The organism is Microtetraspora sp. NBRC 13810 (assembly GCF_030268685.1).
Lineage (GTDB): Bacteria > Actinomycetota > Actinomycetes > Streptosporangiales > Streptosporangiaceae > BSRQ01.
In genome coordinates this window covers 224774-237896 of sequence record NZ_BSRQ01000010.1, presented here as the reverse complement: position 1 = coordinate 237896, position 13123 = coordinate 224774, and the positions used below count along the sequence as shown (strand labels likewise).

The following is a 13123-nucleotide window of genomic DNA, read 5'->3' as shown; positions in this document are numbered from 1 at the left end:
TGAGGAGTGGGGATGGCCGACGTCATCTTCGTCGTCCTGACGATCGCGATCTTCGTGATCTTCGGGCTTGTGGTGCGGGCGGTGGAGCGCCTGTGAGCGCGATCAACGCCACCGGTCTGGCGGTGACCGTCGGCTTGGTGATCTTCATGGTCGCGGCGCTGCTCTTCCCGGAGCGATTCTGAATGAGCGACAACACGGCCGGAATCCTCTTCATCGCGTCGCTCGTCGTCGCGCTGGTGCTGACCCACAAACCGCTCGGTGACCACATGTACCGGGTGTACTCCGGGGTCAGGCACAGCGCGGTCGAGCGCGTCGTCTACCGCCTTCTCGGCGTGCGCCCCGAGGCCGAGCAGAAGTGGGGCGTCTACGCCCGCAGCCTGCTCGCGTTCTCGGTCATGTCGCTGCTCTTCCTGTACGGCCTCCAGCGGTTGCAGGACAAGCTGTTCCTGAGCCTCGGCTTCCCGCCGGTCACCGGCCACCTCGCGTGGAACACCGCGGTCAGCTTCGTGACCAACACCAACTGGCAGGCGTACTCGGGCGAGTCCACCATGGGCCACCTGGTGCAGATGGCCGGCCTCGCGGTGCAGAACTTCGTCTCCGCCGCGGTCGGCATGGCCGTCGCCATCGCGCTGGTGCGCGGCTTCGCCAGGAAGAAGTCCGAGACGATCGGCAACTTCTGGGTGGACCTGGTGCGCGGCACGCTGCGCATCCTGCTGCCGATCGCCTTCGCCGGCGCCATCGTCCTGATCGCCGGCGGAGTGGTCCAGAATTTCTCCGCCCCGCACACGGTGACCACCCTCACCGGCGGCGTCCAGCACATCACCGGCGGCCCGGTGGCCAGCCAGGAGGCCATCAAGGAACTCGGCACCAACGGCGGCGGCTTCTACAACACCAACTCGGCGCACCCGTTCGAGAACGCCACCTCCTGGACCAACTGGGTGGAGATCTTCCTGATCCTGCTGATCCCGTTCGCGCTGCCGCGCACCTTCGGCAGGATGGTCGGCCAGCTCCGGCAGGGGTACGCGATCGTCTCCGTGATGGCGATCCTCGCCCTGGCCGGCGTCGTCCTGACCAATGTCTTCGAGCTGTCCGGCGACGCCACCGTCCCGCAGGCCGTCGGCGCGGCCATGGAGGGCAAGGACGTCAGGTTCGGGGTGTCCAACTCGGCGACGTTCGCCGCCGCCACCACGCTCACCTCGACCGGCGCGGTCAACTCCTTCCACGACTCCTACACCCCGCTCGGCGGCATGATGACGATGTTCAACATGATGCTGGGCGAGGTCGCGCCGGGCGGCGTCGGAGCCGGCCTGTACGGCATGCTGGTCCTCGCCGTGATCACCGTCTTCGTGGCCGGGCTCATGGTCGGCCGCACGCCCGAGTACGTCGGCAAGAAGATCGGCGCCCGTGAGATCAAGCTGGCCTCGATGTACTTCCTGGTCACGCCGGTCCTGGTGCTCGTGGGCACGGCCGTGGCGATGGGCAACCGGGCGGGCCTGGCGGCCATGCTGAACACCGGCCCGCACGGCCTGTCGGAGATCCTCTACGCCTTCACCAGCGCCTCCAACAACAACGGCTCGGCGTTCGCCGGCGTCACCGTCAACACGCCCTGGTACGACGTGGCGCTGGGACTGTGCATGATCTTCGGCCGGTTCCTGCCGATCATCTTCGTGCTCGCGCTGGCCGGCTCGCTGGCCGGGCAGGCGCCGGTTCCCGAGTCCGCCGGCACGCTGCCGACCCACCGGCCGCAGTTCGTCGGCATGGTCGTGGGCGTGACGGTCATCGTCGTCGCGCTGACCTTCCTCCCCGCTCTCGCGCTGGGACCGCTCGCGGAAGGAATCCACTGATGTCCACCCCAGTGCTCGAAGCCCCGGGCCGCGCGAACCCGGCGCGGGACCACGGCAGGATCGGCGGCGGGCTGCTCGACCCCAGGCAGCTCCTCACCTCGCTGCCCGGCGCCGTCAAGAAGCTGAACCCGGGCACGCTGTGGCGCAACCCGGTCATGTTCATCGTCGAGATCGGCGCGGTCTTCACCACCGTCCTCGCCGTCCTGGATCCCTCCTTCTTCGCCTGGGCCATCGTCGGGTGGCTGTGGCTGACGGTGGTCTTCGCCAACCTGGCCGAGGCCGTCGCCGAGGGGCGCGGCAAGGCGCAGGCCGCCACGCTGCGCGCCGCCAAACGCGACACCACGGCCCGGCGGCTGAAGAACCGGTCGGCCCCCGGCCAGTGGGACACCGTCGGCTGGGACACCGTCGGCGCCGGCGAACTGCGGCAGGGTGACTTCGTCGTCGTCGAGGCGGGCGAGACCATCCCCGGAGACGGCGACGTCGTCGAGGGCATCGCCAGCGTGGACGAGTCGGCGATCACCGGCGAGTCCGCGCCGGTGATCCGCGAGTCCGGCGGCGACCGGTCGGCGGTCACCGGCGGCACCAAGGTGCTGAGCGACCGGATCGTCGTCCAGATCACCCAGAAGCCCGGCGAGAGCTTCATCGACCGGATGATCGCCCTGGTCGAGGGCGCGTCCCGGCAGAAGACGCCGAACGAGATCGCGCTGAACATCCTGCTGGCCGCGCTGACGGTCATCTTCCTGGTCACCACCCTGGCCATGCAGCCGCTGGCGATCTACTCCAAGGCGCAGAACCCGGGCGTACCCGACTCACTGGCGCTGACCGCCGACGGCGTCAGCGGCATCGTGCTGGTCTCGCTGCTGGTCTGCCTGATCCCGACCACGATCGGCGCGCTGCTGTCCGCGATCGGCATCGCCGGCATGGACCGGCTGGTACAGCGCAACGTGCTCGCGATGAGCGGGCGCGCGGTCGAGGCCGCGGGCGACGTCAGCACCCTGCTGCTGGACAAGACGGGCACCATCACGCTGGGCAACCGGCAGGCGTCGGAGTTCGTCCCCGCCACCGGGGTGGGCGCCGACGAACTCGCCGCCGCGGCGCAACTGGCCAGCCTGGCCGACGAGACCCCCGAGGGCCGGTCGATCGTGGTCTACGCCAAGCAGTGGTACGGCCTGCGCGAAAGGCAGCCGGGCGAGCTGGCGCACGCCGAATGGGTGCAGTTCACCGCACAGACCCGGATGTCCGGCGTGGACCTCGCCCCGGACCCGGGCACGCCAGGCGCCGGCGCCCGCCTGGTGCGCAAGGGCGCGGCCACCGCCGTCATGAAGTGGGTGCGGGAGAACGGCGGGCACGCCACCGAGGAGGTCGGCCACATCGTGGACGGCGTCTCCGCCTCCGGCGGCACCCCGCTCGTCGTCGGCGAGATCAGCGGCGGCAAGGCCCGCGTGCTCGGCGTCATCCACCTCAAGGACGTCGTCAAGCAGGGCATGCGCGAGCGGTTCGACGAGATGCGCCGGATGGGCATCAGGACCGTCATGATCACCGGGGACAACCCGCTCACCGCCAGGGCGATCGCGGAGGAGGCCGGCGTCGACGACTTCCTGGCCGAGGCCACCCCCGAGGACAAGCTCGCCCTGATCAGGAAGGAGCAGGAAGGCGGCCGGCTGGTCGCCATGACCGGCGACGGCACCAACGACGCCCCCGCCCTCGCGCAGTCCGACGTCGGCGTGGCCATGAACACCGGGACCAGTGCCGCCAAGGAGGCCGGCAACATGGTCGACCTCGACTCCAACCCGACCAAGCTCATCGAGATCGTCGAGATCGGCAAGCAGCTCCTCATCACCCGCGGCGCGCTGACCACCTTCTCCATCGCCAACGACATCGCGAAGTACTTCGCGATCATCCCGGCGATGTTCGCGGCGGTCTACCCCGGTCTGGACACGCTGAACATCATGCGCCTGACCAGCCCGCAGTCGGCGATCCTGGCCGCGGTCGTCTTCAACGCCGTGGTCATCGTCGTCCTGATCCCGCTGGCCCTGCGCGGGGTCCGCTACCGGCCGTCGAGCGCCTCCAAGCTCCTCAGCCGCAACCTCTACATCTACGGCCTGGGCGGGATCATCGCCCCGTTCATCGGCATCAAGGTGATCGACCTGCTCATCCAGTTCCTTCCGGGGATGTCATAAATGGAACGCCTGCCAGGCTGGCTCCGCCGGCACCTCGCCGCGATCCGCGCGGTCATCGTCCTCACCCTGGTCACCGGCGCCGTCTACCCGCTGGCGGTGACCGGGATCGGCCAGGCGCTGTTCCACGGCGACGCCAACGGCTCGATCGTCCAGAAGGACGGCAGGGACGTCGGCAGCGCGATCGTCGGCCAGAACTTCACCGCCAAGGACGGCGCCGCCGTCCCGGCCTACTTCCAGAGCCGCCCCTCGGCGGCCGGAGACGGCTACGACATGCAGTCCACCGCGGCCAGTAACCTCGGCCCCGAGGACGTCGTGGACGTGCTGCCCAACCCGGCCGGCGCGGACAAGGCGGCCAGGGAGGGCAGGCGGTCGCTGCTCACCCAGGTCTGCGCCAGGTCCAGGGAGATCGGCGAACGGGAGGGCGTCAGCGGCGCCCGGCCGTACTGCACGCCGGACGGCGTGGGCGCGGTGCTCAAGGTCTTTCCCTTCGCCGGCACGCCGACCCGGGTGGTCAGCGTCAACCAGGCGTGCCCCGCGGCCCCCTTCGTCGCCGAGTACCGGGGCGTCAAGGTGGAGTGCGGCAGGCCCGGCGAGGACTACTCGGCCGGCCGTACCGTCCCGGTCCGGGGCGAGGTGACCGGCGTCAGGGTGCCCGCCGACGCGGTCACCGCGAGCGGCTCGGGGCTCGACCCGGACATCTCCGTCGCCTACGCCGAGCTTCAGGCGCCCCGCGTGGCCAGGGAACGCGGCCTGCGGCCGGACCGGGTCCAGGCGCTCATCCGGCAGAACACCACGGGCCGCGCGCTCGGCTTCATGGGCGCCCCCGCGGTGAACGTGCTGCAGCTCAACCTGGCCCTCGACAAGGAGTAGTGGTCGCCGTGCCGCGCGGGCGGCTGAGGGTCTACCTGGGCGCGGCCCCGGGCGTCGGGAAGACCTACGCGATGCTCAGCGAGGGGCGCAGGGCGCTGGAGCGCGGCAGGGACGTGGTCGTGGGTCTCGTCGAGACCCACGACCGGGCCCGCACCGCCGAACTGCTCGACGGCATGGAGGTGGTCCCCCGCAGGAAGCTGCTCCACCGGGGAGCCACGTTCACCGAACTCGACGTGGACGCCGTCGTCGCCCGCCGGCCGAAGGTCGTGCTGATCGACGAACTGGCGCACACCAACGTGCCCGGCTCGAAGAACGTCAAGCGCTGGCAGGACATCCAGGACGTCATCGACGCCGGGATCGACGTGATCTCCACGGTCAACATCCAGCACCTGGAGTCGGTCAACGACGTCGTGCAGGAGATCACCGGCATCCCGCAGCGGGAGACCGTGCCCGACGAGGTGGTACGGCGGGCCGACCAGGTCGAGCTGGTGGACATGTCCCCGGAGGCGCTGCGCCGCCGGATGGCGCACGGCAACGTCTACCTGCCGGAGAAGGTGGACGCCGCGCTGTCGAACTACTTCCGGATCGGCAACCTCACCGCGCTGCGCGAGCTGGCCCTGCTCTGGGTCGCCGGCAAGGTGGACGACCAGCTCGACCGCTACCGCGCCGAACACGGCATCGCCACCACCTGGGAGGCCCGCGAGCGGGTGGTGGTCGCCCTCACCGGCGGCCCGGAGGGCGACACCCTGGTACGGCGGGCCGCCAGGATCGCGGCCCGCAGCAAGGGCGCCGACCTGCTCGCCGTCCACGTGACCAGGGCCGACGGCCTGACCGGCGGCGACCCGGCCAACCTGACCCGGCAACGGGGACTGGTGGAGAACATGGGCGGCACCTACCACCAGGTCGTCGGCGACGACGTGCCGCGGGCGCTGCTCGACTTCGCCCGCGGCGTCAACGCCACCCAACTCGTGCTCGGCGCCTCCCGGCGCGGCAGGTTCGCCCAGGTCTTCGCCCGCGGAGTGGGGGTGGAGGCCACGGCGCTGTCCGGCTCGATCGACGTGCACATGATCACCCACGAGGGGGTCAGGAAGGGGCGCAGGCCGGCCCGTTCCCGCGCCGCGCTGACCCGGACCCGCCGGCTGTCGGGCTGGGCCGTCGCCCTCGCCGGGGTGCCGCTGCTGACCGCCGCGCTGGTCCCGTTCCGCGACGTGCTCTCGCTGCCGAGCGAGATCCTGTTCTTCCTGGTCATGGTGGTCGTGGTGGCGCTCGCCGGTGGCATGTGGCCGGCGATCACCGCGGCGGTCGGCGGCTCCCTGCTGCTCAACTACTTCTTCACGCCGCCTATCAACGAGTTCACCATCTCCGACCCGGAGAACTTCTTCGCCCTGACGGTCTTCGTCGTGGTCGCCGCCGCGGTGAGCGCCATCGTGGACCTCGCGGCCCGCCGTACCAGGGAGGCGGCGCAGGCGGGGGCGGACGCCGAGCTGCTGTCCACCCTGGCCGGGCACGTGCTGCGCGGCGAGGCCGCGGTGCCCTCGCTCCTGGCCCGGATCTCCGAGACCTTCGGGCTCGGCTCGGTCACACTGCTGGAGCGGCGGCCGGAGAGCGGGCAGGGGCCCGCCGACCTGTCGGACCCGGAGGCGTGGCGGATCGTCGCCACCTCCGGCGGCTCCCCGTGCACCTGCCCCGCCGTGGCCGACACCGACGTGGTCATCGACGACAACCTCGTGCTCGCGGCGCGCGGCCGGCTGCTGGACGCCGCCGACCGGCGGGTGCTGGAGGCGTTCGCCGCCGAGACCGCCGTGGCCCTGCGGCAGGAGCGGCTGGAGGAGGAGGCCGAGCAGGCCAAGCCGCTGGCCCGGGCGGACAGGATGCGCACCGCGCTGCTCGCCGCCGTCAGCCACGACCTGCGCACGCCGCTCGCCTCGGCCAAGGCCGCGGTGGAGAGCCTGCGCAACACCGACATCACCTGGTCCCCGTCCGACCGCGCCGAACTGCTGGCCACCGCCGAGGAGTCGCTGGCCAGGCTGGACCGGCTGGTCGTGAACCTGCTGGACATGAGCCGCCTCCAGGCCGGGGTGCTCGGCCTGTCCCTCCAGCCGGTGGGCCTGGAGGAGATCCTGCCCCGGGCGATCGACGACCTCGGCCACGCCAGTGACCGGATCGAGGGCGACGTTCCGGTGGATCTGCCGGAGGTGGTCGCCGACCCGGCCCTGCTGGAACGGGTGCTGGTCAACCTGATGTCCAACGCCGTCCGCTACAACCCGCCGGACAGGACGGTCCTGGTCACCGCGAGCTGGCACGGCGACAACGTGGAGATCCGGGTCATCGACCGGGGACCGGGCATCCCGCCGGAGGCGCACGACCGCGTCTTCATGCCCTTCCAGCGCCTCGGCGACCGGGACAACCACTCGGGCGTCGGCCTCGGCCTGGCGCTCTCCCGCGGCCTGTCCGAGGCGATGGGCGGCACGCTGGTGCCCGACGAGACCCCAGGGGGAGGACTCACGATGATCCTGACACTGCCGATGACACCGCCGATCTCGGCCCGCTCGCAGGCCGTGGTGGAGCCATGACCCGCATCCTGATCGTGGACGACGAACCGCAGATCCTGCGCGCGCTGCGGATCAACCTCGCCGCCCGCCGCTACGAGGTGGGGGTCGCGCCGGACGGCGGCGCCGCGCTGAGGCAGGCCGCGGACTGGCATCCGGACCTCGTCGTCCTCGACCTCGGCCTGCCCGACATCGACGGCGTGGACGTCATCCACGGCCTGCGCGGCTGGACCGACATCCCGATCATCGTGCTGTCCGGCCGGGCCGGCAACCAGGACAAGGTGGACGCCCTCGACGCCGGCGCCGACGACTACGTCACCAAGCCCTTCAGCATCGACGAGCTGCTGGCCAGGGTACGCGCGGTCTCCCGCAGGGCCGCCGTGCACGAGGCCGAGCTGGCACACATCCGGATCGGCGACCACGTCGTCGACCTCACCGCCAGGACCGTCTTCGGCGAGACCGTCTTCGGCGAGACCGTGTCCGGCGAGACCGTGTCCGGAGAGGTACGGCTGACGCCCACCGAGTGGCACATCCTGGGAATCCTGCTGCGCAACCCCGGCAAGCTGATCAGCCAGCGCTACCTGCTGACCGAGGTGTGGGGCGCCAAGTTCGTCAAGGAGTCCCACTACCTGCGCCAGTACATGGCCCAGCTGCGCCGCAAGCTCGAACGCGACCCCGCCCACCCGGCCCATCTGATCACCGAGCCGGGCATGGGCTACCGCTTCGTCCCGTGACCGGCCCCTCCGGTCCCGTCAGCCCGCGGTCGTCTCCCGCGTCCGTGCCCGCGATCGTCGCCTCCGCCTCATGCCCGCGGTCGTCGCCTGCACCCCGTGCCCGCGGGCCGGAACACCGAGGACCGGCACCGGTTGACGGTCGTCGGCGGCCCGGCCGCCCGCCCACCCGAACGGGCAGGCCGCCCGCCCACCCGGCGCCCTGCCCGCCCACCCGAGCGTCCTGGCCGCCCGCCCGCTCGGCGCCGGGGACTCCGTGGGCGGATCAGCCGGCCTCGGGCGCGGGGGAGGGCGGGGCGCCCTTCCACCGGGCGTCGCGGGCGTCCCAGTCGGTGTAGGTGTAGGGATTGTCCTGGATCTTCGTCTCCGGGACGTCCGGGTTCATGCCCTTGGCCCAGGCCTCCTCGCCCAGGGTCTCCCGCAGGTAGCCCACGGTCTCCTCGACCGAGCGCCTCGCCCGCGCGAGGTCCACGCCGAGCAGGCGGTGCTCGTGCTTGACGACCCTGCCGTCCACCATGACGGTGTGCACGTCGCCGCGCTGCGCCTGGAAGGCCACGTGCCCGTAGGGGTTGAGCAGCGGGAACATCACCGGCGACCGGTCGTTCTTGATGAGCACGACGTCGGCCTTCTTGCCGGGTTCGAGGCTGCCGATCGCCGAGTCGAGGCCGAGCGTCCTGGCGCCGCCGCGGGTCGCCCACTCCACGACGTCCTCCGCCCGCAGGTGGCAGTGGGTGACCGTGCCCTGCCCGGCGTGCGCCTCCATGTGCTCGCGGGAGCGGTCGGCGCCGAGGGTGGCGCGCATCGCGGAGAACAGGTCGCCGCTCCACCACACGCTGGTGTCCATGGACAGCGACACCGGGATGCCGTGCCGGCGCAGCCGCCAGGTGGGCGGATAGCCCTGGCCCGCGCTCTGCTCGCTCTCGGTGGACACCGACACCGATCCGCCGGTGGCGGCGATCCGGTTGTAGGAGTCGGCGGTGAGGGTGGCGGCGTGCACGTACACGGTCTGCGGGGTCATGAAGCCGTGGTCGTACATCAGCCGGATGCCGTCGTCGTTGGTGGCGCCCCACACGCCGGCGTGCGTGGTGACCGGCACGCCGAGGTCGCGGGCCACCTCGAAGGCGGCGCGCTCGGGGAAGGCCGGGTCGCCGGTGACGTCGAAGGCCATCTGGAAGCCGAGCATGTCCCCGCCCCCGTGCATCCGCCGGGACACGAAGTCGCGGAACTCCGGCGTCGCCGACCACTCCCACGGCCCCTGCTGGATGTTGCCGTAGGCGAGGACGAACCGGCCGGGGACCGCCTCCAGCGCGTCCACCGCCGCGTCCGCGTGCTCGACCGTCCGCAGCCCGTGCGACCAGTCCACGGTGGTGGTCACCCCCGCGTCCAGCGCCTCGACGGCGCCGAGCACGTTGCCGGCGTGGATGTCCTGCGGCCGGAAGACCCTGCCCCACTCCAGGTAGTACCAGACGAAGTACTGGGTGAGCGTCCAGTCGGCGCCGTAGCCGCGCATCGCCGTCTGCCACAGGTGCCGGTGGGTGTCCACCATGCCGGGCATCACGATGCCGTCGCCGGCGTCGATCTCCAGCGTCCCCTCCGGGACCTCCAGCCGGTGCCCGACGGCCCGGATCCGCTCGCCCACCACGAGCACGTCGGCGCCGGGCAGCACGCTGCGCCGGTCGTCCATGGTCAGCACGAGTCCGTCGCGGAACACGACGGGGCGGCCGGCCGGGATCCCATCGTCGCGCCCGCTGTGGGCGGTGGTGGCGCTCAAGATGCCCCATCTCCTACGGACATTCGTCCGTATGGCGGTCACAGGAAACGTGGATGCAACAATGAGGGCCGTCGCCGCCGCTGTCAAGGGCGCCGGAAGCGGGATCGCGGCCATGCCGGAACCGTTGCCGCCGCTGTGCGGACAACCGGTCGGTAGAGTCGGACCCGCACGCAGCCGAGCAGGAAAGAGCCACCATGGCCCGCACGCAGACCGGACCGGACTTCATCGAGGCGCTCGCCCGCGGGCTCGACGTGATCAAGGCGTTCCGGCCCGGCCGCCCGGTGATGTCGCTCACCGAGGTGGCCGCCGCGGCGGACCTGGCCAGGCCGACCGCGCGGCGGATCCTGCTCACCCTCCAGGAGTTGGGTTACGTCCGCGCCGGCGAGGGCGGTTTCGCGCTCACCCCGCGGGTGCTGGAGCTCGGCGTGTCCTACGTCCGCTCGCTGGGGCTGTGGGAGGTGGCCAGGCCGCATCTGGAGCGGCTGGTGGCGCAGACCGGGGAGTCCTCCTCGATCGCCCAGCTCGACGGGTCCGACATCGTCTACGTCGCGCGGGTGGCGGTCCCGAAGATCGTCACCCTGTCGGTCACCATCGGGACCCGCTTCCCCGCCCTGCAGACCTCGCTGGGCAAGGTGCTGCTGGCCGGGCTCTCCCCGGGGGAGGTGGAGCGGGTGCTGGCCGAGCCGAGCAGGTCGGGGATCGAGGCCCGCTGGCGGCCCGACCCCGCCGAGCGCGAGGCGGCGCTGCGCGAGGTGCGGGCCAGGGGGTGGGCGCTGACCGACGAGCAGCTCGCCCCGGGCATCCGCTCGGTGGCCGCGCCGCTGCGCGACGGGCTCGGCCGGGTCGTCGCGGCCGTCAACGTCAACGCGCACGCCGCGGAGACCTCGCTGGACCGGCTGATCGAGGAGCATCTGCCGCCGCTGCTGCGCGCCGCCGGCGCGATCAGCGCCGACTGGGCGCTGTACGAGTCCGTCCCCCAGGCCACCGCCCCCGTCGCGGGCGCCGCCACCGTGTCCTGAATGCCGCCTCCTGAAGCCGCGTCCTGAGAGCCGCCCCCTGAAAGCCGGGCCTTCTTCCCGAAAGAGCTCCCCGGCTTTCCGGAAAGAGGGCGCCGCCCTTGACACCTCATCGGCGGCCACACAGACTCTTCCCTGTCGGACACATGTCCGTCACGCGGACGAGAGGATCTCACCCGTTCATGTCAGCCTCCAGCCCTTCCGGCCCGCTGGCCGGCCTCCTCGTGGCCGACTTCTCCCGGGTCCTGGCCGGGCCGTACGCCACGATGCTCCTGGCCGACCTCGGGGCGGAGGTGATCAAGGTGGAGAGTCCCGGCGGTGACGACACCCGCAACTGGAAGCCCCCCGTGCACGACGGCGTGTCCACCTACTACCTCGGCGTGAACCGCAACAAGCGGTCCGTCGCCCTGGACCTCGCCGACCAGGCCGACCTCGCGGCGGCCAGGGAGCTCGCCCGCCGCGCCGACATCATGGTGGAGAACTTCCGGCCGGGCGGGCTGCGCAGGTTCGGCCTGGACTACCCGTCGGTGCGGGAGGCCAACCCGGCGGTCGTCTACGCCTCGATCAGCGGCTTCGGCTCCGGCGGCGGCGCGGCCCTGCCCGGGTACGACCTCATCGTGCAGGCGATGTCCGGCCTGATGAGCCTGACCGGCGACCCCGACGGCCCGCCGTACCGCGCCGGGATCTCGGTCTTCGACGTGATGGCCGGGCTGCACATGACCATCGGAGTGCTCGCCGCGCTGCGCCACCGGACGGAGACCGGGCAGGGCCAGCACGTCGAGGTGAACCTGCTGTCCTCGGCGCTGTCCGGCCTGGTCAACCACTCCAGCGCCTACGTCGCCGCGGGCGTGGTCCCCTTCCGGATGGGCAACTCCCACCCCAGCCTGTTCCCCTACGAGCCGCTGCCCGCCGCCGACGGCGACCTCATCGTCGCGGCGGGCAACGACGGGCAGTTCCGCAAGCTGTGCGACGTGCTCGGCGCGCCCGAGCTGGCCGCGGACCCGAGGTTCGCGAGCACGCCCGACCGCAACGCGAACCGCGAGGCCCTGCGCCCCCTGCTGGTGGAGCGGCTGCGCAGCCGCCCGAAGATGGAGTGGTTCGCCGACCTGACCGCCGCCGGCGTGCCGTGCGGCCCGATCAACACCGTGGACGACGGCATCGCCTTCGCCCGGGAGCTGGGCCTGGACCCGGTGGTCCGGCCGGGCGAGGGCGACGAGGCCGTCCCCTCGGTGCGCAACCCCATCACCTTCTCCGAGACGCCGCCCGGCTACCGGCTGCCGCCCCCCGGACTGGACGAGCACGGCGCCGAGATCCGCGCCTGGCTGGCGGAGGAGCGATGACCACCCAGGAACGGAGCACCAACGTGGACGGCCCGACCTTCCCCACCTCGATCGGCACCTCCGACGCCGACACGATCCACCTGCTCGGCCAGGACCTCGCCGCCGACCTGATGGGCAAGGTCGGCTTCGGCGAGCTGGCCTTCTGGCTGGCCGCGGGCCGCCGCCCGACGCCGGGGCAGACCCGGGTCTTCGAGACCGTGCTCGTCGCGCTCGCCGACCACGGCTTCACGCCCACCGCGATCGCCGCGCGGCTCACCTACCTGAGCGCGCCGGAGTCCGTGCAGGGGGCGCTCGCGGCCGGGCTGCTCGGCGGCGGCTCCCGCTTCCTCGGCGTCACCGAGGACTGCGGGCGGTTCCTCGCCGACGCGCTCGCCGAGGCCGGGGGGCCGCCGCCGGAGACCGACGAGGGCTGGGACGAGATCGCGCTCACCGCCGTCACCGCCGCACGGAAGGCCGGGCGGCTGGTGCCGGGACTTGGGCACCCCGTGCACAAGGTCCGCGACCCGCGCACCCCCGCCCTGCTCGCCGTCGCCGAGGAGGAAGGGCTGCGCGGGCCGCACCTGCGCCTGCTGGAGGCGGTCGGCCGGGTGCACCCGCGGGTGCTGGGCCGTACGCTGCCGCTCAACGGGGCCGGGGTGTGCGGCGCCGCGCTGGCCGACCTGGGCCTGCCGGTGGACCTGCTGCGCGGCTTCGCGCTGCTGGCCCGCGCGGCCGGGCTGCTCGGCCACCTCGCCGAGGAGCGCCGCCGGCCGATCGGCATGGACGCCTACCTCACCATCGACAGAAACGCGACCTACGTGCCGGACGAGAGCTGAGTCTCGC

Annotated in this window: 10 protein-coding genes; 9 read left to right on the top strand and 1 reads right to left on the bottom strand. The window is 72.2% G+C overall.

All coding sequences use genetic code 11. The annotated features are described in order from the left end of the window. Positions 1 to 92: 92 nt before the first annotated feature. From kdpF to QSK26_RS21730, 6 genes are read left to right on the top strand one after another with little or no spacing between them, the layout of a single operon-like run. Positions 93 to 182, top strand: a complete 90-nt coding sequence (gene kdpF, locus QSK26_RS21755) for a K(+)-transporting ATPase subunit F (RefSeq protein ID WP_285777053.1) — start codon at positions 93 to 95, stop codon at positions 180 to 182. Beyond that, positions 183 to 1844 (top strand): potassium-transporting ATPase subunit KdpA, encoded by a 1662-nt coding sequence (gene kdpA, locus QSK26_RS21750; protein ID WP_285777052.1) that lies wholly within the window; start codon positions 183 to 185, stop codon positions 1842 to 1844. It abuts the gene before it with no gap. Further along, a complete protein-coding gene (gene kdpB, locus QSK26_RS21745) occupies positions 1844 to 4024 on the top strand; it encodes a potassium-transporting ATPase subunit KdpB (protein ID WP_285777051.1) in 2181 nt (726 codons plus the stop codon). The genes kdpA and kdpB overlap by 1 nt, the downstream gene beginning before the upstream one ends. Beyond that, positions 4025 to 4894 carry a potassium-transporting ATPase subunit C gene (locus tag QSK26_RS21740; RefSeq protein ID WP_285777050.1) on the top strand — a complete coding sequence of 290 codons (870 nt, stop codon included), beginning with the start codon at positions 4025 to 4027 and terminating at the stop codon, positions 4892 to 4894. It abuts the gene before it with no gap. A gap of 8 nt (positions 4895 to 4902) precedes the next feature. Next, complete coding sequence (locus QSK26_RS21735; RefSeq protein ID WP_285777100.1) at positions 4903 to 7467, top strand: DUF4118 domain-containing protein; 2565 nt, start codon at positions 4903 to 4905, stop codon at positions 7465 to 7467. Further along, entirely contained in the window at positions 7464 to 8177 is a 714-nt protein-coding gene (locus QSK26_RS21730; protein WP_285777049.1) for a response regulator, read from the top strand. The genes QSK26_RS21735 and QSK26_RS21730 overlap by 4 nt, the downstream gene beginning before the upstream one ends. Before the next feature lie 262 nt (positions 8178 to 8439). On the opposite strand, the gene QSK26_RS21725 is transcribed toward QSK26_RS21730, so the two are convergent. Further along, positions 8440 to 9945, bottom strand: coding sequence for an amidohydrolase family protein (locus QSK26_RS21725; protein WP_285777048.1), 1506 nt, complete (start codon positions 9943 to 9945; stop codon positions 8440 to 8442). A 194-nt stretch (positions 9946 to 10139) separates the two neighbouring features. Here QSK26_RS21725 and QSK26_RS21720 point away from each other — a divergent pair, with 194 nt between their 5' ends. The 3 genes from QSK26_RS21720 (at position 10140) to QSK26_RS21710 (ending at position 13116) form a co-directional block, all read left to right on the top strand. After that, positions 10140 to 10964, top strand: a complete 825-nt coding sequence (locus tag QSK26_RS21720) for an IclR family transcriptional regulator domain-containing protein (RefSeq protein ID WP_285777047.1) — start codon at positions 10140 to 10142, stop codon at positions 10962 to 10964. 179 nt (positions 10965 to 11143) lie between these two features. After that, a complete protein-coding gene (locus QSK26_RS21715) occupies positions 11144 to 12301 on the top strand; it encodes a CaiB/BaiF CoA transferase family protein (RefSeq protein ID WP_285777046.1) in 1158 nt (385 codons plus the stop codon). After that, entirely contained in the window at positions 12298 to 13116 is an 819-nt protein-coding gene (locus QSK26_RS21710) for a citryl-CoA lyase (RefSeq protein ID WP_285777045.1), read from the top strand. The genes QSK26_RS21715 and QSK26_RS21710 overlap by 4 nt, the downstream gene beginning before the upstream one ends. Positions 13117 to 13123 lie beyond the last annotated feature (7 nt).

Bases quoted from the DNA above. Each gene is read 5' to 3' on its own strand.
- QSK26_RS21720 (WP_285777047.1), top strand. From the start codon at position 10,140: ATGGCCCGCACGCAGACCGGACCGGACTTCATCGAGGCGCTCGCCCGC.
- QSK26_RS21730 (WP_285777049.1), top strand. From the start codon at position 7,464: ATGACCCGCATCCTGATCGTGGACGACGAACCGCAGATCCTGCGCGCG.
- QSK26_RS21715 (WP_285777046.1), top strand. From the start codon at position 11,144: ATGTCAGCCTCCAGCCCTTCCGGCCCGCTGGCCGGCCTCCTCGTGGCC.
- QSK26_RS21710 (WP_285777045.1), top strand. From the start codon at position 12,298: ATGACCACCCAGGAACGGAGCACCAACGTGGACGGCCCGACCTTCCCC.
- QSK26_RS21740 (WP_285777050.1), top strand. From the start codon at position 4,025: ATGGAACGCCTGCCAGGCTGGCTCCGCCGGCACCTCGCCGCGATCCGC.
- kdpB (WP_285777051.1), top strand. From the start codon at position 1,844: ATGTCCACCCCAGTGCTCGAAGCCCCGGGCCGCGCGAACCCGGCGCGG.
- kdpA (WP_285777052.1), top strand. From the start codon at position 183: ATGAGCGACAACACGGCCGGAATCCTCTTCATCGCGTCGCTCGTCGTC.